At 63.4% G+C, this 22,721-nt stretch carries 25 protein-coding genes; 18 read left to right on the plus strand and 7 right to left on the minus strand.

The features are described from left to right. Nucleotides 1-108 precede the first annotated feature (108 nt). From greA to FNA46_RS13770, 3 genes are read left to right on the plus strand one after another with little or no spacing between them, the layout of a single operon-like run. Nucleotides 109-585, plus strand: a complete 477-nt coding sequence (gene greA, locus FNA46_RS13760; RefSeq protein ID WP_143125776.1) for a transcription elongation factor GreA — start codon at nucleotides 109-111, stop codon at nucleotides 583-585. 14 nt (nucleotides 586-599) lie between these two features. Beyond that, nucleotides 600-1,658, plus strand: a complete 1,059-nt coding sequence (locus FNA46_RS13765; protein WP_143125777.1) for a glycosyltransferase family 4 protein — start codon at nucleotides 600-602, stop codon at nucleotides 1,656-1,658. A gap of 7 nt (nucleotides 1,659-1,665) precedes the next feature. Then, on the plus strand, nucleotides 1,666-2,478 hold the full coding sequence (locus FNA46_RS13770; protein ID WP_185969854.1) for a glycosyltransferase family 25 protein: 813 nt from the start codon (nucleotides 1,666-1,668) through the stop codon (nucleotides 2,476-2,478). Nucleotides 2,479-2,482: 4 nt separating this feature from the next. Here FNA46_RS13770 and FNA46_RS13775 read toward each other — a convergent pair whose 3' ends face one another. Further along, nucleotides 2,483-2,950, minus strand: a complete 468-nt coding sequence (locus tag FNA46_RS13775; protein ID WP_143125779.1) for an Lrp/AsnC family transcriptional regulator — start codon at nucleotides 2,948-2,950, stop codon at nucleotides 2,483-2,485. A gap of 247 nt (nucleotides 2,951-3,197) precedes the next feature. On the opposite strand from FNA46_RS13775, the gene trxB reads away from it, so the two are divergent. From trxB to FNA46_RS13795, 4 genes are all read left to right on the plus strand, one after another. Continuing rightward, complete coding sequence (gene trxB, locus FNA46_RS13780; protein ID WP_143125780.1) at nucleotides 3,198-4,172, plus strand: thioredoxin-disulfide reductase; 975 nt, start codon at nucleotides 3,198-3,200, stop codon at nucleotides 4,170-4,172. An 8-nt stretch (nucleotides 4,173-4,180) separates the two neighbouring features. Then, the gene (locus tag FNA46_RS13785) at nucleotides 4,181-5,077 is read left to right on the plus strand and encodes a LysR family transcriptional regulator VtlR (RefSeq protein WP_342782392.1); all 897 of its coding nucleotides are present in this window, start codon (nucleotides 4,181-4,183) and stop codon (nucleotides 5,075-5,077) included. Between the two features lie 575 nt (nucleotides 5,078-5,652). Next, on the plus strand, nucleotides 5,653-5,949 hold the full coding sequence (locus FNA46_RS13790; protein WP_143125782.1) for an ArsR/SmtB family transcription factor: 297 nt from the start codon (nucleotides 5,653-5,655) through the stop codon (nucleotides 5,947-5,949). 83 nt (nucleotides 5,950-6,032) lie between these two features. Further along, on the plus strand, nucleotides 6,033-7,154 hold the full coding sequence (locus FNA46_RS13795; RefSeq protein ID WP_143125783.1) for an alkene reductase: 1,122 nt from the start codon (nucleotides 6,033-6,035) through the stop codon (nucleotides 7,152-7,154). A 74-nt stretch (nucleotides 7,155-7,228) separates the two neighbouring features. On the opposite strand, the gene FNA46_RS13800 is transcribed toward FNA46_RS13795, so the two are convergent. Then, nucleotides 7,229-8,272: an NAD-dependent epimerase/dehydratase family protein gene (locus tag FNA46_RS13800; protein WP_143125784.1), complete on the minus strand. Its 1,044-nt coding sequence runs from the start codon at nucleotides 8,270-8,272 to the stop codon at nucleotides 7,229-7,231. A 102-nt stretch (nucleotides 8,273-8,374) separates the two neighbouring features. Between FNA46_RS13800 and FNA46_RS13805 the strand changes: the two genes are divergently transcribed. After that, nucleotides 8,375-9,292 carry a LysR family transcriptional regulator gene (locus tag FNA46_RS13805; protein ID WP_143125785.1) on the plus strand — a complete coding sequence of 306 codons (918 nt, stop codon included), beginning with the start codon at nucleotides 8,375-8,377 and terminating at the stop codon, nucleotides 9,290-9,292. Between the two features lie 61 nt (nucleotides 9,293-9,353). After that, nucleotides 9,354-10,310 carry an ornithine lipid hydroxylase OlsE gene (gene olsE / locus FNA46_RS13810; protein WP_246103083.1) on the plus strand — a complete coding sequence of 319 codons (957 nt, stop codon included), beginning with the start codon at nucleotides 9,354-9,356 and terminating at the stop codon, nucleotides 10,308-10,310. Nucleotides 10,311-10,359: 49 nt separating this feature from the next. On the opposite strand, the gene FNA46_RS13815 is transcribed toward olsE, so the two are convergent. After that, on the minus strand, nucleotides 10,360-10,629 hold the full coding sequence (locus FNA46_RS13815) for a DUF2188 domain-containing protein (RefSeq protein ID WP_143125787.1): 270 nt from the start codon (nucleotides 10,627-10,629) through the stop codon (nucleotides 10,360-10,362). 210 nt (nucleotides 10,630-10,839) lie between these two features. On the opposite strand from FNA46_RS13815, the gene FNA46_RS13820 reads away from it, so the two are divergent. Together FNA46_RS13820 and FNA46_RS13825 are read left to right on the plus strand one after the other, a co-directional pair. After that, complete coding sequence (locus tag FNA46_RS13820; RefSeq protein WP_143125788.1) at nucleotides 10,840-11,940, plus strand: calcium:cation antiporter; 1,101 nt, start codon at nucleotides 10,840-10,842, stop codon at nucleotides 11,938-11,940. 176 nt (nucleotides 11,941-12,116) lie between these two features. After that, nucleotides 12,117-13,340 carry a PQQ-dependent sugar dehydrogenase gene (locus FNA46_RS13825; RefSeq protein WP_143125789.1) on the plus strand — a complete coding sequence of 408 codons (1,224 nt, stop codon included), beginning with the start codon at nucleotides 12,117-12,119 and terminating at the stop codon, nucleotides 13,338-13,340. 12 nt (nucleotides 13,341-13,352) lie between these two features. On the opposite strand, the gene FNA46_RS13830 is transcribed toward FNA46_RS13825, so the two are convergent. Further along, nucleotides 13,353-14,024 carry a DJ-1/PfpI family protein gene (locus FNA46_RS13830; RefSeq protein WP_143125790.1) on the minus strand — a complete coding sequence of 224 codons (672 nt, stop codon included), beginning with the start codon at nucleotides 14,022-14,024 and terminating at the stop codon, nucleotides 13,353-13,355. Between the two features lie 77 nt (nucleotides 14,025-14,101). Between FNA46_RS13830 and FNA46_RS13835 the strand changes: the two genes are divergently transcribed. Then, entirely contained in the window at nucleotides 14,102-15,058 is a 957-nt protein-coding gene (locus tag FNA46_RS13835) for a GlxA family transcriptional regulator (protein WP_143125791.1), read from the plus strand. A 55-nt stretch (nucleotides 15,059-15,113) separates the two neighbouring features. Here FNA46_RS13835 and FNA46_RS13840 read toward each other — a convergent pair whose 3' ends face one another. Then, on the minus strand, nucleotides 15,114-16,316 hold the full coding sequence (locus tag FNA46_RS13840; protein WP_143125792.1) for a pyridoxal phosphate-dependent aminotransferase: 1,203 nt from the start codon (nucleotides 16,314-16,316) through the stop codon (nucleotides 15,114-15,116). A gap of 314 nt (nucleotides 16,317-16,630) precedes the next feature. On the opposite strand from FNA46_RS13840, the gene FNA46_RS13845 reads away from it, so the two are divergent. The 3 genes from FNA46_RS13845 (at nucleotide 16,631) to FNA46_RS13855 (ending at nucleotide 18,657) form a co-directional block, all read left to right on the plus strand. After that, nucleotides 16,631-16,963 (plus strand): hypothetical protein, encoded by a 333-nt coding sequence (locus FNA46_RS13845; protein WP_143125793.1) that lies wholly within the window; start codon nucleotides 16,631-16,633, stop codon nucleotides 16,961-16,963. A gap of 163 nt (nucleotides 16,964-17,126) precedes the next feature. Then, nucleotides 17,127-18,026 carry a DMT family transporter gene (locus FNA46_RS13850; RefSeq protein WP_143125794.1) on the plus strand — a complete coding sequence of 300 codons (900 nt, stop codon included), beginning with the start codon at nucleotides 17,127-17,129 and terminating at the stop codon, nucleotides 18,024-18,026. Between the two features lie 415 nt (nucleotides 18,027-18,441). Continuing rightward, complete coding sequence (locus FNA46_RS13855) at nucleotides 18,442-18,657, plus strand: cold-shock protein (RefSeq protein ID WP_143125795.1); 216 nt, start codon at nucleotides 18,442-18,444, stop codon at nucleotides 18,655-18,657. Between the two features lie 126 nt (nucleotides 18,658-18,783). Here the strand turns inward: FNA46_RS13855 and FNA46_RS13860 are convergent, their stop codons facing one another. Beyond that, on the minus strand, nucleotides 18,784-19,431 hold the full coding sequence (locus FNA46_RS13860) for an MBL fold metallo-hydrolase (protein ID WP_143125796.1): 648 nt from the start codon (nucleotides 19,429-19,431) through the stop codon (nucleotides 18,784-18,786). A gap of 66 nt (nucleotides 19,432-19,497) precedes the next feature. Beyond that, entirely contained in the window at nucleotides 19,498-19,689 is a 192-nt protein-coding gene (locus FNA46_RS13865) for a hypothetical protein (RefSeq protein ID WP_143125797.1), read from the minus strand. A gap of 360 nt (nucleotides 19,690-20,049) precedes the next feature. Between FNA46_RS13865 and FNA46_RS13870 the strand changes: the two genes are divergently transcribed. The 3 genes from FNA46_RS13870 to FNA46_RS13880 all read left to right on the plus strand — a co-directional run bounded on the left by FNA46_RS13870 (nucleotide 20,050) and on the right by FNA46_RS13880 (nucleotide 22,716). Further along, a complete protein-coding gene (locus FNA46_RS13870) occupies nucleotides 20,050-20,517 on the plus strand; it encodes a MarR family winged helix-turn-helix transcriptional regulator (protein WP_143125798.1) in 468 nt (155 codons plus the stop codon). A gap of 2 nt (nucleotides 20,518-20,519) precedes the next feature. Beyond that, nucleotides 20,520-21,224 (plus strand): response regulator, encoded by a 705-nt coding sequence (locus tag FNA46_RS13875; protein ID WP_143125799.1) that lies wholly within the window; start codon nucleotides 20,520-20,522, stop codon nucleotides 21,222-21,224. Nucleotides 21,225-21,348: 124 nt separating this feature from the next. Then, the gene (locus FNA46_RS13880) at nucleotides 21,349-22,716 is read left to right on the plus strand and encodes an ATP-binding protein (RefSeq protein ID WP_143125820.1); all 1,368 of its coding nucleotides are present in this window, start codon (nucleotides 21,349-21,351) and stop codon (nucleotides 22,714-22,716) included. Nucleotides 22,717-22,721 lie beyond the last annotated feature (5 nt).

Genomic DNA, 22,721 nt, shown 5'->3' on the forward strand with positions numbered 1-22,721 from the left:
TGCTATGATTCGCGAAGTTCAGGTTTTCACAGGGTTCCGGGGCATCCCTCCGGGACCTGTTTCTTTTTGTGGCCGCCGGTTGCGGCCATGAGACTGAGGAAAAGAGAAATGGTTGATAAGGTACCGATGACGCCGTCCGGATTCGCCAAGCTGCAGGAAGAACTGCGCTGGCGCCAGCAGGAGGAACGTCCCCGCATCATCGAGGCCATTGCCGAAGCCCGCGCCCATGGCGACCTTTCGGAAAATGCCGAGTACCATGCCGCCAAGGAAGCGCAGAGCCACAACGAAGGCCGCATCACCGAGCTGGAAGACCTGACGGCGCGCGCCGAAGTGATCGACCTTACCAAGATGTCCGGCTCCAAGATCAAGTTCGGCGCCCGGGTCAAGCTCGTGGATGAAGATACCGAAGAAGAGAAGGTCTACCAGATCGTCGGCGACCAGGAAGCCGATGTGAAGGAAGGCCGCATCTCCATCTCCTCGCCGATTGCGCGCGCGCTGATCGGCAAGGAAGTGGGCGACAGCATCGAAGTGAACGCACCCGGCGGCTCCAAGGCCTACGAAGTGCTGTCCGTCAGCTGGGGCTGAGAGCCCCTGATCCTGTGACACGCGATCTCGCACAGGTCGAGGTCATCGCCCCGCACTTCAAGCGAAGACTGTCGGGCGTGACCTCCACCGTCATCCAGCTGGTGCCGGTTCAAAACAGCCTCGGCCAGAAGGTCGTAACCTTCGGGCCGGGACTGCCCTCGCATCTGCCGTCGATGTCTGCCGCCGACCTGTGGCGCCTGTGGCGCCCCCCCGTCGGCCGCCGTTGCCGGGTCTGGCATGCGCGGCGCAATATCGAGATGCTGCCCGGCATTCTGCTGCGCGATGTGCTGCGCATGCCGCTGAAGCTCGTCTTCACCTCGGCCTCGCAGCGCAGGCATACCGGCTGGACGAAATGGCTGATCTCGAAAATGGACCGGGTGATCGCCGTCTGCCAGAAAACCGCGTCCTATCTGGAGCGGGAGAGCACCGTCATCCTGCACGGCATCGATCTCGAGCGCTTTTCGCCCGCCGGGGACAAGGCGGCCGCGAAACAGGCGCTCGGCCTCGATCCGGCCCGCCGCCATGTCGGCTGCTTCGGCCGCGTGCGCCATCAGAAGGGCACCGATCTCTTCGTCGATGCGATGATCCGGCTTTTGCCCGACCATCCGGACTGGGTGGCGGTTGTCGCAGGGCGCGCCACCGCCAAGCATGTTGCCTTCGAGGATGAACTGAAAGCGAAGGTGAAGACCGCCGGCCTTGGCGATCGCATCCTCTTTGTCGGCGAGCACACCAATATCAACGACTGGTACCGGGCGCTCGATCTGTTCGTCGCGCCACAACGCTGGGAAGGATTTGGGCTGACCCCGCTCGAAGCCATGGCAAGCGCCGTGCCGGTGATTGCCGCCGATGTCGGGGCCTTTGCCGAACTGATCCTCGACGGAGAGACGGGCCGGATGGTGGAGCGCGGTTCGCTCGACAGCTTTGTCGATGGCATAACCCCCTATCTTGCAGACCAGACGCTCTGCCGCGAGCACGGCGCGCACGCCCTCGCCCATATGCGCGCCCATTTTTCCATCGAGCGCGAAGCGAAAGCGATCGGCGAGGTCTATGCGGACCTGCTGGACGCCGGATGAGGCCATCGTGACCATCTACGTGATCAATCTCGACCGCGCCACCGAACGCATGGCCCGCATGCAGGTGCTGCTCGAGGCGCGCGGCCTGCCCTTCCGGCGGATCCCCGCCGTGGACGGAAGGGCTCTGCCGCAGGAGACGCTGGCCGAATGGTCCGGCCGGCATGCCGATGGCAGCCTGATCCTGTCCCCCGGCGAAATCGGCATCCTGCTCAGCCAGCGGGAGGCCTGGTCGCTGATCGCGGCGGAGGGCGTTCCCGGCATCGTCTTCGAGGATGATATCCATCTGGCCAAGGGTGCGGAAACCCTGCTCGCGAACCTCGCCTGGCTGCCCGCCGATGCCGATCTCGTGAAATTCGAAACCACCGGCCGCAAGATTGCCGTGTCGCGCCGGCAGCAGGCGATTGCGCCCGGCATCCAGCTCGCCAGGCTCCGCAGCGCCCATCTCGGCGCCGCCGGCTATATCGTGACGCCGGCAGCCGCCCGGCGTCTGCTGGCGGTGGTGCGGCGGATCGACCGGGCCGTCGACCACGAGATTTTTGATCCCGTCGCCCCCCTGTTCGCGGAACTGACCATCTACCAGACGATCCCGGCGCTGTGCATTCAGGACCAGTTCGTCCGCCGCCAGCAATTGGGTCTCGGCGGAGAGATCGAGCGCGCCTGGGCGATCGAGAAGAAGAAGCGGAAGCTCCCCCTGCAGCAAAAGGTTCTGCGCGAAGGGCGGCGGCTTGGTACGCAGTTCGCCTTCGCCTGGGCCGGCTCGCCGCTCAATCCCCTGAGCAAATCGACCACGCTGCGCGTGCCCTTTGCGGGGGACGCCTGAACCCTCACACCTCCACCAGCCCCAGCTTCTTCACCTGGCGAATGGTCAGCATGGTGCGCACGGTATCGACATGTTCATTGGCGGCCAGCACCTCGATCACGAAGTCCTGGAAGCTGGTCAGGTTTTCGGCCGTGCAGCGCAGCAGGAAATCGCTGTCGCCGGAAACCATCCAGGCCTCGCGCACGATCGGCCAGCTCTGGGCGAGCGCCGCAAAGGCCTTGAGATTGGCTTCCGACTGGTGCTTGAGACCGACCAGGCAGAAAGCGACCAGATCGAAGCCGAGCTTCGGGCCGTTGAGGATCGCGGCATAGCCCTCGATCACGCCCGCCTCTTCCAGCTTGCGCACGCGGCGCAGGCAGGGCGGCGCGGAAATGCCGACGCGCTCGGCCAGTTCCACGTTCGTCATGCGGCCATCCCGCTGCAGTTCGCGCAGGATCTTGATGTCGATGGCGTCGAGTTCAGCTCTGAGCACGGGAAACCTCATGTCGGTTTTTGCCATGCTATTAGCCAAAGGAATCCCGAACGCAAGGATTGCGCGCAAGATTATGTCGCCATAGCGCACCATTATTGTGCGTAACTTGGTCTGCCATGCCTTCGACGCAGTGCTGACCTTGAATTGGCGCATGGAACGTTCATAAATGAGCGTGAAAGGCGTCGAACGCTTGCGCCTGCACGGCAAGTTGCACGCGCGCGCGATGCCAGCTGAAAGGAAAACTGCAATGTCTGCCCGCCATGCCCACGTTCTCATCATCGGCTCCGGCCCGGCCGGTTATACGGCCGCCATCTATGCCGCCCGCGCCATGCTGAAGCCGGTGCTGATCGCCGGCATGGAACAGGGCGGTCAGCTGATGATCACCACCGATGTGGAGAACTATCCGGGCTTTGCCGATCCGATCCAGGGTCCCTGGCTGATGGACCAGATGCTGAAGCAGGCAAAGCATGTGGGCGCGGAGATCGTCAACGATCTCGTGACCGAAGTGCAGCTGGCGCAGCGCCCCTTCATCATCCGCACCGACTCCGGCCAGGTCTGGACCGCCGATACGCTGATCATCGCAACCGGTGCCAAGGCCAAGTGGCTCGGCATCGAGAGCGAGCAGCATTTCCAGGGCTTTGGCGTCTCCGCCTGCGCCACCTGCGACGGCTTCTTCTATCGCAACCGCGATGTCATTGTGGTCGGCGGCGGAAATTCCGCCGTCGAGGAAGCGCTCTATCTCTCCAATATCGCGAAATCGGTGACCGTCGTGCATCGCCGCGACAGCTTCCGTTCGGAAAAGATCCTGCAGGAGCGCCTGTTCCAGCGCCCGAATGTCGAGGTCGTCTGGAACAGCGAAGTGGCCGAGATCACCGGCGAGCCGGCAAAGCCGCCGATGCCGCCGTCGGTCAACGGCGTGAAGCTGCGCAACACGCTGACCGGCGAGATCACCGAGCGCGCTACCCACGGCGTCTTCGTGGCAATCGGCCATGCGCCGGCAACCGAACTGTTCAAGGGACAGGTCCGGCTGAAGGACAATGGCTATATGTGGACGGCGCCGGATTCGACGGCGACGAACATTCCCGGCGTGTTTGCCGCCGGCGACGTGACCGACGACACCTTCCGCCAGGCCATCACCGCGGCCGGCATGGGCTGCATGGCAGCGCTTGAAGCGGAACGCTATCTCGCGGGCATCCAGCCCGTGGCCGAAGCAGCGGAGTAACAATGGGCGTGCCACTCGACTGGGACAAATTGCGCATTTTTCACGCGGCGGCGGAGGCCGGCTCGTTTACCCACGCAGCCGACAAGCTCCACCTGTCCCAGTCGGCCATCAGCCGTCAGGTCAGCGCGCTGGAACAGGATGTGGGCGTCAAGCTCTTCCATCGCCATGCGCGCGGCCTCATCCTGACGGAACAGGGCGAGCTTCTCTATCGCACCGCCCATGACGTGCTGCTGAAGCTCGAAAGCGTCAAGGTGCAGCTGACGGAGACGACGGAGAAGCCGAGCGGCAAGCTGCGCGTCACCACCACGGTCGGTCTCGGCCAGGGCTGGCTGACCGACAAGGTGCAGGAGTTCCTGCAGCTCTATCCGGAAATGTCGATCCAGCTGATCCTCGACAACGAGGAGCTGGACGTGAACATGCGCCATGCGGATTGCGCGATCCGCCTGCGCCAGCCGCAGCAATCGGACCTCATCCAGCGCAAGCTGTTTACCGTGCACATGCACGTCTACGCGGCGCCCTCCTACATCAACCGCTTCGGCGAGCCGCAGACGATCGAGGATCTCGACAACCACCGCATCATCACCTTCGGCGAGCCGGCGCCGAACTATCTGCTCGACGTCAACTGGCTGGAATATGCCGGGCGCAATTCCGATAATCCGCGCCTGCCGCACCTGCAGATCAACAGCCAGACCTCGATCAAACGGGCCTGCCTGCTCGGAATCGGCATCGCCGTGCTGCCGGATTACATCGTCGGGCGCGATCCAGGGCTGATTCAGCTGGCCATCAATGCCGACATTCCGTCCTTCGATACCTATTTCTGCTATCCGGACGAGATGAAGAATGCAGCCAAGCTGAAGGTTTTCCGCGACTTCATCGTGGCCAAGGCGCGCAACTGGAATTTCTGAGCGACCCTACGCTGCCCGTGCGACCTGCGTTTTGTCAACGAATTCGGGGGCTTGGCCTGCATGATGGGCAGCGGCAGAAAGTTATTTCGCATAGCATTGCGCGATCCGCATGGCTGCGTTGCACAAAAATGCATTGTTCACTGCACAAGAAAGCACCATATCGCACACAGCTGATGCACATGGTGGCTTTTCCTCCCAGTTCCACCGCAGCAGCTGTTCCCCTCTGGAGGTTTTTTGACCTTCACACTTATAAGGGCCCTGGAGCAATCCGGTGGCCCTCTTTTTTTAACGGGCTGTTGCCCGTAACTCCCAAAATTCGTTGAGAGAACCGCCTGCGCCTCTTGTCGCGCGAGATGATCCCACCCATATTGAAGGTAGCTGGTGCGTCCTGGCGACATCCCCTCGTTGCCCTGCGCCGGCTGTTCCCCTCTGGAGGTTTTTTAACCTTCACACTTCAGGCCTCGGGCATTCCGGGGCCTTTTTTTTGCTTAGCAGCACGACCCCCTTTAAATCGGAAAAACACGATCCATATATCGTTCAGAAGCGATTTAAGACCGTTTCCGAAGGATCGCAGCATGGACAAGACCGAAATCCTGAAAGCTCTCTCGCATCCGGCGCGCGTGGAATTCCTCGAATGGATGCGGCAGCCCGAGGCCCACTTTTCCTCCCAGGCGCACCCGCTCGACATGGGGATCTGCGCCAACCAGTTCGAGAAGCGCTGCGGTCTCTCCCAGTCCACGGTGTCTGCGCATCTGTCGACTCTGGAAAAGGCAGGGCTGGTCAAGACCACCAAGGTCGGACAGTGGACCTTCTACCAGCGTGACGAGGAGATGATCCGCCAGTTTCTGACCCATTTGGGAGAGACGCTCTGAGCGCTTCATTGCCTCACCCGTCCTCCCGCGCCTCCCCATTCACTCCCCATTCACTCCCAAGACATCCAGAAAGAGGATATCCCATGCCGACATTGTTCGATGAGGTCACATTTGGCGATCTTTCGCTGAAAAATCGCGTGGTCATGGCCCCGCTCACCCGCAACCGCTCGCCGAAGGCGATCCCGAACGACCTCAACGTCGTCTATTACGACCAGCGCGCCACGGCAGGACTGATCGTCTCGGAAGGCACCGCCATCACGCAGCAGGGCCAGGGTTATGCCGATGTGCCCGGCCTCTATCTGCCGGAAGCGCTGGCGGGCTGGAAGAAGATCACCGATACCGTGCATGCGCGCGGCGGCAGGATCGTCGCCCAGCTCTGGCATGTCGGCCGCGTCTCGCATGTCTCGCTGCAGCCGAACGGCCAGGCGCCGGTAGCCCCGTCAGCGATTGCCGCCAAGTCCAAGACCTATATCATCAATGCAGACGGCACCGGCGGGTTTGCCGAAACCTCCACGCCGCGGGCGCTGGAGCTTGCCGAACTGCCGGGCATCGTCGAGGATTTTCGCAAGGCTGCACGCGGTGCCGTGGATGCCGGCTTTGACGGCGTCGAGATCCACGCCGCCAACGGCTATCTGCTCGACCAGTTCATGAAGGATGGCGCCAACAAGCGCGAGGATGCCTATGGCGGCTCGATCGAGAACCGCATCCGCCTGACGCTCGAAGTGGTCGATGCCGTCGCACAGGAAATCGGCGCCGGCAGGACGGGCATCCGCCTGTCGCCCACCACGCCCGCCAATGATGTCAGCGACAGCAATCCGCAGGCCGTGTTCAATGCGGTTGTGGAAGCACTCGCCACTCGCAACCTCGCCTTCATCCATGTCATCGAAGGCGCCACCGGCGGTCCCCGCGATCATCAGTACGAAGGCACCCGCTTCGATTACGACGCCTTCAAGCAGGCCTATGTTGCGGCCGGCGGCAGGGGCGCCTGGATGCTGAACAACGGCTATACGGCAGAGAGTGCTGCCGAAGCCGTGGCCAGCGGCAAGGCGGACCTCGTCTCCTTCGGCAAGCCGTTTATCGCCAATCCGGATCTGGTGCGCCGCATCCGCGATGGCGCGGCCTGGAACACCATCAATCCGCAGACCCTCTATGGCGGTGGCGCGGAAGGCTATACGGATTATCCGGCACTCGACGCCGCCGAATAAACCCGACCTGACATTTGTCTCACGGAGGCCCGCCCTCAAGGCGGGCCTCTTCATGTTTCGGGAACCGGCGGCCCTCAGACCGGGCCGGCAACGGGCTTGCCCGCACGCGTCCGGCCCTCGGCCCTGCCATGGGTCTCATCCGGAAGGCATCCAAGGTCGCGCAGGGTGGCGCGAAGGGCATCATCGAGCGGGGTCTGCGGCTCGGCCCCGAGAAAGGCACGCAGCTTTGCATTGGAAAGCCGCACCGGGCGTTGCCAGAGATAGCGCATTTCCAGCACCTCGCGGAACAGCGGCACGAAGGGACTGGCCAGCACCACCGCCCACCAGGGGAAGCGCCGATGCGAGAGCGGATGCCCGACAACCCGCTCGATGGCCTCGGCCATCTGCACGCCGCTGTGATCCCACACCCCGTCCATGTGGAAGGTCTCGAAGGAACCGAGCCGGTCCGGCATCGACAGCAGACGCACCATGGTTTCGGCGACATCGGGCAGATAGGCCCACTGGTGGCCGATGCCGGGGCGGGCAACGAAGCCGACCGAGCGCAGCGGCATTCCCGGCTTGACCACGCCTTGCGCAAACCAGCTGTTGGCAGACCCGGGGCCGAAGAAATCGCCGGCACGAACGATCAGCACCGGCACGCCCTCTTTCGCCGCAGCCTGCAGCCGCTGCTCCATCTGCACGCGGATGGTGCCCTTTCGCGTCAGCGGCTTCTGCGGGCTTGTTTCCGCAATCAGCGGAAAACTGCCCGGACCATAATTGTAGACGGTGCCGGGCAGCAGGATGCGCGCCCCGTTTTCACGAGCGGCGGCAATCGTGTTTTCCAGCATCGGCATCACCAGCTTGTCCCAGTCGCGGTAGCCGGGCGGATTGACCGCATGAACGATGAGGCGCGCACCCTGCGCGGCAGAGCGCACCGCTTCGGCATCCATGGCGTCACCCTGTCTCCAGTCAAAGGAAGGTTCCCTGGCTGCGGCCTCCGCCGCCTTGCGGTTCAGGGCGCGGATGCGCCAGCCCTCCTGCAGCAGACGGCGGGCCACCGCGCCACCAATGCCGCCGGTGGCGCCGAGCACCAGTGCCAGCGGCTGTTCGGTCTGGGACAATGCGATCTGGTTCTGCATGGCGGCAACTCCTTGTGTTGTGCCTTGTGTTTCGATGGCTGGAGTATCCGCGCAAACGGCGCTATACAAAATTGCCGAAACATGTGGAGCAATCATTCAAAAATGAATGACCCCGACTGGAGCCTCTACCGCACCTTTCTTGCCGTCTGCCGCACAGGCTCGCTGTCGGGCGCCGCGCGGGACCTGGGGCTGACCCAGCCGACGGCCGGCCGCCACGTGGATGAACTGGAACGGCTGCTGCGCCGCACGCTGTTTACCCGCTCCCCGCAGGGGCTGATGCCGACGGATGCGGCGCTTGAAATCCGCCCCTACGCGGAAAGTCTCGCAACGACCGCCGCCGCCCTTCTGCGACAGGTCTCCGGCGCCACGGAGCGCGTGGAAGGGGTGGTGCGTATCACGGCAAGCGACGTCATCGGGGTGGAGGTGCTTCCGCCGATCCTGGCCCGCCTGCAGGCCGCCCATCCCGGTCTGGTGGTGGAATTGTCGCTCTCCGATCAGGTCGAGGACCTTCTGCATCGGGAGGCGGATGTGGCCGTGCGCATGACACGGCCCGTGCAGGATGCACTGGTGGTGCGCTCCATCGGCGAGATCGAACTCGGTCTTTACGCGCATCCCGACTACCTGACGCAGGCGGGAACGCCGGAAACGTTTGCCGACCTTTCCCTCCACCGCATGATCGGGTTCGACCGGCAGACGGCCTTCGTGCGCATGGCGGCGGCCGAAATGCGGCGCCTTAATCCCGGCTTTTCCACCGTGGAGGAAATCGGCTGGCATTACCGCACCGACAACAATCTGGCCCAGCTTGCCGCCATCCGTGCCGGCGCTGGCATCGGCTTTTGTCAGACACGGCTGGCGGAACGCGAGCCCCGGCTGCAGCGTGTCTTGCCAGAGGTCCGCTATCCGCTCCCCAGTTGGGTGGCCATGCACGAAGACCTGAAGACGTCGCCACGCTGCCGCGCCACCTTCGATGCCCTTGTCGAAGGGTTGCAGGACTATGTCTCGGCTCCCTCAAGCCGGTAGACGACGCCCGCCCGCCGCGGCTATACAGGCGTCATTGGCAACAGCCGGATCGAGGCGTCTCGTGATTCATGCTTTCGCTGCCCGTGCCCTTTGGCCGGCTTTCCTGGCCGGCGGTCTGATCGGCACCTATTTCGCCTTCCAGTCCTCCAGCCCGCTCTTCTGGTTCAATGTGGTCTATCTCTCGGTGGTGGCGCTGATTGCGCTTGCTGAACGCCTGATGCCCTACGAGAACGAATGGCTGCAGGCCGATGGCGAAACCTTCAACAATGTCGCCCATACGCTGCTGAGCAAGGGCGCGGTGCAGGTGTTTGCCGCGATCGGCGCCTCGCTGCCGATGGGTATAGCCAGCATCGTGCAGCCGCTGACCGAGCCGCAGTTCGATCTGTGGCCCCAGCATGCGCCGATGGTGCTGCAGGTGGTGCTCGGACTGATCGTCGCCGAGTTCGGCCTTTATGCCGCCCACCGCATCGCGCATGAAAACCTGTTCCTCTGGCGCTTCCATGCGCTGCATCACAGTGTCAGCCGGCTTTGGGTGGTCAATACCGGGCGCTTCCACTTCATCGATTCCGGATTCAAGATCGCGCTCAGCCAGATCCCGCTCTATCTGATCGGCGCGCCGCTGCCGGTCTTCCTGTGGATCGGCGCGGTGACGGCCTTTGTCGGCCTGCTCACCCACTGCAACATCGCGGTCAGCACCGGCCTTCTCGATTACATCTTCAGCACGCCGCGCCTGCACCGCTGGCACCATTCCAAGGTGATTGCCGAGGGTAACACCAATTACGGCGAAAACCTCGTTCTCTGGGACCAGATCTTCGGCACCTATTTCAACCCACCCCGCGAACCCTCGACCGATATCGGTATCACCGGGCGCGTGTCGCCGCATTTCATCGGCCAGCTGGTGCAGCCATTCTCGAAAAAGGGTGCACGCCAGATCCTCGGCAAGGCGCCGAAGCCGGTCCCTTCCACCGTCAGCGAACAACCGATCGCAGCCATGGACGAAGCCGCCCCGTTACCCTGAGGGAACGGGGACGGTCGCTTGCGGCTGGATGCGGCGAGGCCGGGATCTTTCAGTGACGCACGGCGCGCGCCGCATAATCCGCGTCGTCGACTTCTGCCTCGGGGCGGTCGCCGCCATCGCTGTATTCCACGTGCCAGTTGCCGTCCGCATCCTGCCAGCTGATTTCCTCGGGATCGCCGCCCACCTGCTGTTCGGCAGCAACAATACGGGCCGCCGCCAGCGCATCGCCATGGCTCGGGAAGGTTTCGGAATAGACATCGCCCATCCGGTAGGCCCAGCCGCCATCATGCTGCACCACCTTGTAGATCACCTTGGTCATGGTTTTCCTCCTGTCTGTCCTTCAGTTATCCATTGATCCACGGACGGAATTCGAAACAACGGGCTTCGGTTCCGTCGGCAGTCCTGTCGGCAGAGGCAACGGAAACGGTTCGGCGGCAGCGGCGTGACGCAGGAACAGGCCGGATGCCGGCTTGATCGCTCCGGGCATCGCCATAGATTGCTCCCACACAAGCAGGAGCCGTTTCAGAGCATGCCATCACTCCTCAGCCGAGAAAAGTTTCTTCTGGTCGCACTTCTGCTGGCCGTGCTCACTCTCTTCACCGAGCACGCGATCCTGGAGGCGGGCAAGCTGGCAGCGCTCGGCGGCGCCGTCCTGCTGATTGTCGTCATCGTGCTCACCTCCACGCGGGTGGCGCATCATGCGGAAGTGCTGGCACACAAGGTCGGCGACCCCTATGGCACCATGATCCTCACGCTGTCGGCCGTGGCCGTCGAGGTGCTGATCCTTGCCATCCTGATGAATGACAGCGAATCCCCGACGCTGGTGCGCGACACGATCTATTCCGCCGTCATGCTCGACATTAACGGCATTCTCGGTCTTGCCGCGCTGCTCGGCGGCCTGCGGCACGGAGAACAACCCTACAACGACAATTCCGGCAAGACCTATGGCGTGATGATCCTGACGGCCATGGGCATTTCCATGGTGGTGCCGGAATTCGTGCCGAGCGATCGCTGGCACTATTACTCCGCCTTCACCATCGTCGCGATGATCGCGCTCTATGGCCTCTTCCTGCGCATGCAGGTGGGGCCGCACAGCTATTTCTTCTCCTACAGCTATCCGCGGCCGAAACCGCAGGCAACAGCCGCAAGGCCCGCCACCGGGGGGACCGGAGAAGGCTCCACCACCGCCGCCATCGCCATCATCCTGATCGGCGTCGTGCTGATCGGCGTGCTGGCGGAATTCATGTCCGCCTTCATCAAGGCGGGACTGAAGGGAAGCGGCGCGCCGCCGGCGCTGATGGCCGTCATCGTCGCGGCGATTTCCGCGGCGCCGGAAATCCTGACCGCACTGAGGGCAGCGCTGCGCAACCGCATGCAGTCGGTCGTCAACATCGCCATGGGCGCCTCGCTTTCGACCGTCATCCTGACGGTACCGGTGATGGAGGCGATCGCGCTCTATACCGGCCAGCCCTTCGTGATGGCCATGACGCCGGTGCAGACGGTGATGGTGGCGATCACGCTGATTGCCGCCGCCATCAACCTCAACGACGGCGAAACCAATGCGATCGAGGGCATGACGCATTTCGTGCTGTTCGCCACCTTCCTGATGCTGACCATGATCGGCCTCTGACCGGCCCTGCGGTGGACAGAAGCGGCGATCACCCGCCGATAAAGCAAACTTGAACGGCGGCACGACGGGCGTGTGGCGCAGGCGACCCTACATCTCTTGCAGATCCGCCGCCTTGGACGGGTTGCAACATGGGAGCCGAACTCCGGGACGAGTTCGCCACTGACCGGGAGATAATCATGACGCGCCTGACCCTTGCCCTTGCCAGTTCTCTGCTTGCCGCAGCCCTCGCCGCGCCGGCCCTTGCACAAGAGGCCGGCCCTCCTGCCGAACGCAAACCGCCGAATGCGCCGAACCAGCAGCCGGCCTTTTCCGGCCAGACCCGCGCGCCGCAACCGCCGCAGATGCCGAAGATCAGGGCCGAGACGGTGGCGGAACGCCTGCCGCATCTCTGGTCGCTGGAATTCCTGCCGGATGGCCGCATGCTGGTGACGGCCAAGCAGGGCGCCATGCACATCCTGTCCCCTGATGGAAAGCCGGGCCCCGCGATTGCGGGTGTGCCGAAGGTGCTGGCAAGCGGTCAGGGCGGGCTGCTGGACATAGCGCTGGCGCCGGATTACCGCCAGTCGGGCCGCATCTTCTTTTCCTTCTCCGAACAGCGGGAAGACGGCAACGGGACCTCGGTGGCCTCCGCGCGGCTGGTCCCTGATGCACAAGGCGGCGGAAGACTGACCGACGTCAAGGTGATCTTCCGTCAGATGCCGAGCTATGACGGCAACAAGCATTTCGGCTCGCGCCTCGCCTTCGGGCCGGATGGCGCGCTGTACGTCACCGTCGGCGAGCGATCCGACCGCGAACCCCGCGTGCAGGCGCAGGATCTGAAGAGCGGCCTCGGCAAGATCTTCCGCATCACCGCGGACGGCAAGCCGATGGCAGGCAATCCCTTTATCGGCCGCAGCGATGCCCAGCCGGAAATCTGGTCGCTCGGCCACCGCAACCTGCAATCCGCCACCATCGATGGCCGGGGCCGGTTGTGGACAGTGGAGCACGGCCCGCGCGGCGGTGACGAGCTGAACCGCCCCGAGGCCGGCAAGAACTACGGCTGGCCGGAGGTGACCTATGGCGTGGAATACAGCGGCGATCCCGTCGGCAAGGGCATCACGCGCATGGCAAACACAGAACAGCCCGTCTACTACTGGGATCCGGTGATCGCCCCCTCCGGCATGGCCTATTACGACGGCAACGCCATTCCGGAATGGAAGGGCGCCTTCCTCGTCGGCGGGCTCGTCTCCCAGGGCGTCGTCGTGCTGCATATGGAGAATGACCGCGTGACGTACGAGGAACGCGTGCCGCTCAACGCCCGCATCCGCGACGTGAAGGTGGGGCCGGATGGCGCGGTCTATGCCGTCACCGAGCAGCGCGGCGGTGGAAGCTCGACCATCATCCGGCTGACCAAGGCCTGATCGCCATGCGCCTCAGGAGGCCATGCGCGCCAGGATGGCCTCCCGCTGCTGCCGCGATCCGGAAAGCCTTTGCCGGGCGGCAGCCAGCACCGTTGCGGACGCAGCATCCGGCGTTCCCGACGAAAACGGCGGTGCCGGCGCATATTCCAGCGCAAGCTGCACCGTTTCGGCCTCCTCAGCTCCCAGCAGTTCGGCAATCACCGCAAGGCCGAAATCGATGCCGGAGGTGATGCCGCCGGCGGTGATGAGATTGCCATCCCGCACGACACGTTCGGCGACCGGCTCGGCCCCGAAGGCTTGCAGAAAATCCATCGCATACCAATGGGTGGCGGCCTTTCGCCCCTGCAGCAGGCCGGCTGAACCAAGCACCAGCGAACCGGTGCAGACCGACGTGACGAGACGGGCGCCCGCCGCCTGCCGGCGCACGAAGTCCAGCACGGCCTCATCCTCCAGCAGCGCGTTTACGCCGGCACCGCCCGGAATGCAGAAGACATCATGCTGCGGACTGTCGGCAAAGGTGGCGTTCGGCTGGAAGGCGAGGCCGGTGGAGGATATCACCGGTTCGCGCGTCTTCCAGACGAGATCGACACGGGTGCCGGCTGCGGCGGTGAACACTTCATAAGGACCCGTCAGGTCCAGTTGCTGGATCTGCGGAAAGATGAGAAAGCCGATGGAAATCGCCATGATCGAACTCCTGTTGACCCCAAAAGCATAGAGGCCAATAGTGTGGCGCGTTTGCCAAACATCCCTCCATTTCCGCCATGACCCTGCGTATCGAGATCCTAGCCTTCGACAAAAGCCAGGTCCTGGACATCACCGGGCCGCTGCAGGTCTTTGCGACAGCAAACGATCTGGCCCGCATTCGAGGCGTGCCAGCGCCCTACGAGATCCTCGTGGTGGCGCGCGAACAGCCGGTCTCGACGTCATCGGGGATGCAGATCGTTACGCTTCCCCTGCCGGATCCCAATGAGGCGCTGCACACGCTAATCGTCTCTGGCGGCTACGGCGTCAATCAGGCCATGGGTGATGCGGACCTGATCACCTGGATCCGCGCGCGGTCGCGACGGGCAAGGCGCACGGCGTCCGTCTGCAGCGGCGCCTTCCTGCTCGCCACCGCGGGGCTTCTCAAGGGACGGCGCGCCGCCACCCACTGGCAGCGTGCCGCTGAATTTGCCGCCTGCTTTCCGGAGGTTCGGCTGGAAACCGATCCGATCTTCATCCGCGACGGATCGATCTGGACCTCGGCCGGCATCACTGCGGGCATCGACCTGGCGCTGGCCCTGGTGGAGGACGATCTTGGACACGAAACCGCGCTTGCCATTGCCCGGCAGCTCGTGGTGTTCATGAAGCGTCCGGGCGGACAGGCGCAGTTCAGTGCCGCCCTTCGCCTGCAGGATGCGGGAGGCCGGTTCGATGTGCTGCATGCCTGGATCGTCGAGAACCTCAACCGCCCGCTCTCCCTTGCGGTGCTCGCCGAGCGAATGGCGATGAGCGAGCGCAGTTTTTCGCGCCATTACCGGCAGGCGACCGGGCGCACGCCGGCCCGCGCGGTGGAGGATCTGCGGTTCGAAACGGCCAGGCGGCTTCTGGAACAGGGCGTCAGCGTGGCGCGCGTCGCAGCCAGCTGCGGTTTCGGTGCGGAGGAGACGATGCGACGCGTCTTCCTGCGGCAGATCCGCGTCAGCCCGAAGGCCTATCGCGAGCGGTTTTCCGAGTGAATGCAAAAAGGGCCCGCCTTTCGGCGAGCCCCACAAGACCCGTTAAAACAAGGCCTTACTTGCAGTTATTGCAGAAACGCTGGATGCGGCGGCAGGCTTCTTCCAGAAGCTCCTCCGAGGTCGCGTAGGAGATGCGGAAGTTGGGGCCGAGACCGAAGGCCGAACCATGCACCACGGCGACACCTTCCGTTTCCAGAAGCTCGGTGACAAAATCCTCGTCCGTCTCGATGAGCTTGCCCGACGGCGCCGTCTTGCCGATCAGACCGGCGCAGGACGGGTAGACGTAGAAGGCGCCTTCCGGGTTCGGGCAGGAAATGCCCTTGGCCTGGTTCAGCATGGACACGACGAGATCGCGGCGACCTTCGAAGATCTTCTTGTTCTTCGCCACGAAATCCTGAGGGCCGTTCAGCGCCTCGACGGCCGCCCACTGGGCAATCGACGCGGCACCAGACGTCTGCTGGCCCTGGATCATGTCCATGGCCTTGATCAGTTCCAGCGGGCCCGCCGCATAGCCGATACGCCAGCCGGTCATCGCATAGGCCTTGGAAACGCCGTTCATGGTCAGCGTGCGGTCATAGAGCTTCGGCTCCACTTCCACCGGGGTCACGAACTTGAAGTCACCGAAGGTCAGGTGCTCGTACATGTCGTCCGTCAGCACCCAGACATGCGGATACTTGACGAGAACATCGGTGAGCGCCTTCAGCTCATCGTGGCTGTAGGCAGCGCCCGACGGGTTGGACGGCGAGTTGAACACAAACCACTTGGTCTTCGGGGTGATCGCCTTTTCCAGTTCGGACGCCTGGAGCTTGAAGTTGTTCTCCTGCGTCGTGGAAACGATCACCGGCGTGCCGCCGCACAGCGCCACCATTTCCGGATAGGACACCCAGTAGGGTGCCGGGATGATGACTTCGTCGCCGGCGTTCAGCGTCGCCATGAAGGCGTTGAACAGGATCTGCTTGCCGCCCGTGCCGACAATCGTCTGAGCTGGCGTATAGTCGAGACCGTTCTCGCGCTTGAACTTGGCAGCAATTGCCTCGCGCAGCTGCGGAATGCCGGAAACAGGCGTGTACTTCGTCTCGCCGCGATTGATCGCATCGATGGCTGCCTGTTTGACATTGTCCGGCGTATCGAAATCCGGCTCGCCGGCACCCAGCCCGATCACGTCACGGCCCTTGGCTTTCAGCTCCCGGGCTTTCTGCGAAACGGCAATGGTGGCGGACGGCTTTACGCGGGAAAGTGCATCGGCAAGAAAGGCCATGATGTTGGGATCCTGAAGCTGTTGAAAACGGCAGGCCGGTTCGGTCCTGCCGCAGGGTTCTATGTCGAAGAAAATGGCCTGTTTCAAGGCCGAAACGACCGCCAGCGCGGTCTTTCTTGCCGTAAAACCGGCTCAGACAAAGTGCTTTCTTATCCTGCACTTGGCGTAACTGTCCCCTCATTCATGGTATCCAAATCGTTAACGCCTTGATTCTGCCACAATAAATGTCTGTGCCTGCCCCAATCCCGTCCTTCTCGCGTCGCTTTCACAGGGTCTTTTGACCGTCATTGATCGAGCACGTGAAGGATGACGCCATGTTTCTGGATGACGAGGAGGCCACCACCCGGCTTCGGCTTCGCAGACTGGGCAGCAGCATCTGGATTGCCGCTGCAGCCCTTGCGGCCTGCGTGGTGATGATGCTGGCACTGGTGGAAACGGCACAGGCAGGCGAACTGCCGACGTTTTCCGAAGTGGTGGTACCACAGCTTCTGTTCAGCCCCGCCTCGTCCGGTGACCAGCGCGTTCTGTTCGGCGCATTGACCCTCATCTTCACAATGGCCGCCGCCGGCCTGTGGCGCCTCAGCTTCCGCGACCTGCCGTCGAAAACGCAACGCAAGACGGAAGACACGCGCATCAGCCGCTTCTGACCCTGCTTCTGCGGCAGGCAACCACCGGCTCGACGGTTGTCCGCCCCTCTACCCGACTGGACCGGCCGGCTTTGCCCTTGAAGCCATGTCCTCCCCCTGTTAGGGAGCGCCTGCAAGGCCCGCACGCGGCCACCTGACCGCCCTCCCCTTCAGGAACGATCCCATGACACGCATGCAGGCGAATCTCGTTCTTCTTCTGGCGGCCGCCATCTGGGGTGGCGGATTCGTTGCCCAGTCGGTCGCCATGGACAAGATCGGCCCCTTCTGGTTTGTCGGCCTGCGCTTTGCCATCGCGGCCCTGGCCGTGCTTCCCTTTGCGCTTGCCGAGCAGAAGCGGATCGGCTCGAAGCCGACAATGCGCCAGATGGGCAGCTTCGTGCTCGTCGGCACGGCCCTGTTCGGTGGCGCCATCACCCAGCAGATCGGCCTCGTTACCACGACGGTGACCAATTCCAGCTTCCTGACGGGGCTTTACGTCGTCTTCGTGCCGGTCATTTCCATCCTGCTGTTCCAGCGCTTTCCGCACTGGATCATCTGGCCGGTCGCACTGATGGCCCTTGTCGGCATCTTCCTGCTGAGCGGCGGCAATCTGCAGGCCATCTCCACAGGCGATCTCTGGAGCATTCTGTGTGCTGTCTTCTGGGCGCTGCAGATCGTGCTCGCGGGCCATTTCGTCAGCGGATCCGGGCGGCCACTGGCGCTGTCGGCCACGCAGTTCGCCACCTGCGCGATCCTCGCAATCGCGCTCGGTCTTGCCTTCGAACCGCTCACGCTTGCGGCCGTCCAGGGATCGCTGGCGGAAATCCTGTATGTGGGACTTGTCTCTTCCGGTCTTGCCTTCGTGCTGCAGGTCATCGGCCAGCGTTACACCACCGCGCCGCAGGCAGCGATCTTTCTCTCGTCCGAGGCCCTGTTCGGCGCCTTCTTCGGAGCGTTGCTGCTCGGCGAGACGCTGCCGGCCTCCGGCTATGCCGGCTGCGCGCTGATCTTTGCCGCTATGCTGGTGGTGGAACTGGTGCCGGAACTTCTGAAACGACGAAGCACCCCGCGTTTGGCGGATTGACGAACGGGCGGAAAAGGCGTTTTCTTGCCTTTCATCCCGCCCTTGACTGCCCAAGAAAACAGCAACTTCAGGCCACCTCGCGCAAAACCCGCACCTTTTGAGGGTGGATAAAGCGCAGTGCGGTGTTGCGTATTCGCGTCAGAAAACTTTTTCTTGCCAATTTACGATAAACGCAGCACTCTGTGGCTGTTCGGGCAATTTGCGAGCATGGGAAGAGCTATAATGAAGCGATCCGGAAGCGCCAAAACTTCCGGGCGGGGGATGCGGTAAGGATGATGTCAAGTCCTGATCTCTTTCCCTGCGGTAACACGGGCCCCTTTCCTCCATTTTCGAAATGCCTGCCGCCTGCCCCTTGTGGGCAATATCGTGATGCTGTCCGCCGCTGAACACGGACAGAGGAAAAAGGACCTGATGCATGGCCGAAACTGGCACTGTAAAATTCTTCAACACGGACAAAGGCTTCGGCTTTATCAAGCCCGACAAGGGCGGAGCCGATATCTTCGTTCACATCTCCGCCGTCCAGGCTTCCGGCCTGTCCGGCCTGACTGAAAACCAGAAAGTAAGCTTCGACACGGAACCGGATCGTCGCGGCAAGGGCCCCAAGGCAGTCAATCTGCAGATCGCCGGCTGAGCCTGATCACCGCTTTCATTTCGAGTTGAAGCCCGGCAGTGATGCCGGGTTTTTTTGTGCCCGCACCCCGCATCGGCGCAGCGCTGACGCGGCCGAAGCAGGGAAACCGGGTGCGGTCGCGCGTGCTCACATACCGCGCAGGAACTGGTTATCGCGGCGCTCGTCACCGAGGCGGCTGCCCGGACCATGACCACACAGGAACCCGACATCATCGCCGAGCGGGAGAACCTTGTCGCGAATGCTGTCGAGCAGCTGCTGGTGATTGCCGCCGGGCAGATCGGTGCGGCCGATCGAACCGTTGAACAGAACGTCGCCCATGATGATGAAGCGCATGTCGCGGTTGAAGAAGATCACGTGGCCGGGCGCATGTCCCGGGCAATGCAGCACCTCGAAACGATGCTCCCCGAAGGAAACGACGTCGCCATCGTTCAGCCAGCGATCGGGGGTCAGCTTGCGGGCCGGCACGTCGAAGCCAAGGGCTGCGGCGCGCGTATCGAGGATGTCGAGAAGCGGCTTGTCGGCCTCGTTGGGGCCGATGACCGGTGCACCCAGCACTTCGCGCAGCTCGTCTGCGCCGCCGGCATGGTCGATGTGACCATGCGTGATCCAGATCTCCCTGATCGTCAGGCCCTGTTCGCGCACGACCGCGACGATGCGGTCCACATCCCCGCCGGGATCAACGACGACGCCTTCCTTGGTGTCGCTGTCGAACAGCACTGCGCAATTCTGCTGGAAGGGTGTGACTGGAATGATACCCGCTTGGAGCTGACCCATGATGCCTCGCGTGATGACAGGAAAGATCTTCCTATAGCGTCCCCGCTGCGGCATCGCAGCAAAAAATCAGTCGGAGACGAAGTAGCCCCCGTCCGCCGCCACCGTCGGCGCCATGGCGGCACACCCCACGAGCACGGCCGCGACTGCAAGCTTCGCGGCAAGAACGGCCACCAGAAGGGGGCGCAGGGAATGGGAAGGGCCGGATGCGGGCAGGTCAGCCTGCGCCGGCGCCAGTTCGGCGGGCGTTGCCAAGCTCATGTTATCTCTCCTGTTTTGTTGCCCTCGCAACGGGCTGGCGCGGGAAAGGTTCCGCAGATCCCGCAGCCGGAGCGGCGATTGCGGCAGGACGGCAACAGCCATGCCCGCGGGATCCGCAGGACGCGAGACAGAAAATCGGGAGTGGCAGGGGACGAGAGCAGAGCAGCCTCACAATCCGGTTGATTGTTGGCCCGCTTCACGCTTTATCAGTGACTTCGTGAAAACTGTCGTTCGGACCCCTCAGCCGGCCGGACGGCGCGCCCGCTCCGGCTCCGGACGGCGGGCAGCGCGAAGGCTCGAAAGGAATGACTGGTGCCCTCGGGATCGACCGCCAAAGCCGTCAGGAAGACGCTGCCGCCGATGCCTGCCGTCGATGAAGGCAAGATCGACTTCGAAACGATCGAACTCTTCTTCTTCGCCTATCGCGATTTCATCTCGGATCCGGACGCCATCCTCGCCAAGATCGGCATGGGGCGCGCCCATCACCGGGTCGTCTATTTCGTCTGCCGGCAACCCGGCATGATGGTGACCGATCTTCTCGACACGCTGCAGATCACCAAGCAGAGCCTCGCCCGGGTGCTGAAGCAGCTGATCGACAGCGGTTATATCCGCCAGATGGCCGGCGCCAAGGATCGCCGCCAGCGCCGTCTCTATCCGACGCTGGCCGGACGCGAACTGGCGCTTGCCCTGTCGGAGCCGCAATCGGATCGCATATCGAAAGCCATGCAGGCGCTGACGCCGGAGCAGCGCGACGGGGTGGTGGCCTTCCTGCGGGCCATGCGGGGACGCGCCGAGGGGCTCGAGCCCCCCGAAGAAGAGGTGGACTGACCATGGGGAACAATCCGGTTTCGCTGTCCGATGATGCCGCCCATCTTCTGGTGGTGGACGATGACACGCGTATCCGCGCGCTTCTGCGGCGCTATCTCAGCGAGCAGGGCTTTCGCGTCACGATCGCCGGCGATGCGGCCGAGGCGCGGCGCAAGCTGGAGGGGCTGGATTTCGACCTGATCATCCTCGACGTGATGATGCCCGGCGAAACCGGTATTTCGCTCACCCAGTCGCTGCGCGACAAGCGCCGCATCCCGATCATCCTGCTGACCGCCCGCGCCGAAGCGGATGCCCGCATCGAGGGCCTGGAAGCCGGGGCCGACGACTACCTGCCAAAACCCTTCGATCCGCGCGAACTGGTGCTGCGCATCAACAACATCCTGCGCCGCAACACCAATCCGGACACGCCGAAGATCGACCAGATCATGTTTGGTCCCTTCACCTTCTCTATTGCGCGCAAGGAACTGCGCCGCGCCGCCGAAACCATTCGCCTGACCGACCGCGAACAGGACATCATGCTGCTGTTTGCGCTGCGGGCCGGCGACACCATTCCGCGCCACGAACTGATCGGCGACGATGCGGAGGTGGGCGAGCGCACCATCGACGTGCAGATCAACCGGCTGCGGCGCAAGATCGAGGACGATCCGGCCAATCCCGTTTACCTGCAGACGGTGCGTGGCGTGGGCTATCGTCTCAGCATAGACTGATGCCCACAGTCGAACGGGCGATCGGCAGCACGAAGCCGGAAGGACGGGCATGAAGGGCGTGGCAGAAACAGCCAGACGGCAGGCCGGAACCTTGCTGTCCCGCCTGCGGCAGGGACTGGCAGTCATGCGCTGCCAGTCGGTGCGGCTGCAGCCGCCAGGCTGGGCCGCGTTCGGCCGCTGGCTGAAGCGGCGCATGCCGACCGGGCTCTACATGCGCTCGGTTCTGATCGTCATCATTCCCATGCTTCTCCTGCAGAGCGTGGTGGCCGCCGTGTTCATGGAACGCCACTGGCGGCTGGTGACGGAACGCCTGTCACAGGCCGTCACCCGCGATATTGCCGCCATCATCGAGCTGATCCGCACCTATCCGGACCCGAGCGATGATTACGGCGCAATCACCCGCATCGCCCGCAACCAGCTGTCGCTCAACATTTCCATCGAACCGGATGCGCAGCTGCCGCCGCCGCGCTCGAAACCCTTCTTCTCGATCCTCGACGACATCCTCGCCGACCAGATCAACCAGCAGATCCGTCTGCCCTACTGGATCGACACGGTGGGCGACAGCCGGCTGGTGGAAATCCGCATCCAGCTGGACAACAAGGTGCTGCGCGTCTTCACCCTGCGCAACCAGACCTATGCGTCCAACACGCATATCTTCCTGGTCTGGATGGTCGGTACGTCGCTGCTGCTGATCGGCATTTCTGTTCTTTTCCTGCGCGGCCAGATCCGCCCCATCCTGGCGCTTGCCGATGCGGCCGAAAGCTTCGGCAAGGGCCAGAAGATGCCGGCGCCCTTCTCCCCGCGCGGTGCCGACGAGATCCGTCGCGCCGGCATCGCCTTCATCCAGATGCGCGAGCGCATCGAGCGGCAGATCGAACAGCGCACCGCCATGCTGACCGGCATCAGCCACGACCTGCGCACGATTCTGACCCGCTTCAAGCTGCAACTGGCGCTCGCCGGCGACAACCCCGACCTGGCCGGCATGGGCACGGACGTGGATGACATGCAGAGCATGCTGGAAGGCTATCTTGCCTTTGCCCGCAGCGAGGCTGCCGAGGATTTCGGCGAGATGCGCCTCAGCGAGTTGCTGGAGAAGATGACGGCGGATTTTGCCCTGCACGGAAAGACGATGACCTACCGCATCGACGGCGAGGACAAGATCGCGGTGCGCCCCGGCGCCTTCCAGCGTCTCGTCGGCAATCTGGCGTCCAACAGCCGCCGCTATGCCAACAGCCTGCATGTGGAGGCCCGCCACAACGCCAAATGGCTGACGCTCACCTTCGATGATGACGGCCCCGGCATTCCGGAAGCATCACGCGAGGATGTGTTCAAACCCTTCTATCGGCTGGACGAGGCGCGCAATCTGGATGCCTCCGGCACCGGCCTTGGCCTTGCGATTGCCCGCGACATTGCCCGCGCCCATGGCGGTAACGTGACGCTGGGTGACAGCCCGATGGGGGGCCTGCGAGCCACCGTGCGCGTGCCGGCCTGATCCAG

This window comes from Affinirhizobium straminoryzae (assembly GCF_007004135.1).
In the GTDB taxonomy this organism is placed as follows: Bacteria; Pseudomonadota; Alphaproteobacteria; order Rhizobiales; family Rhizobiaceae; genus Neorhizobium; species Neorhizobium straminoryzae.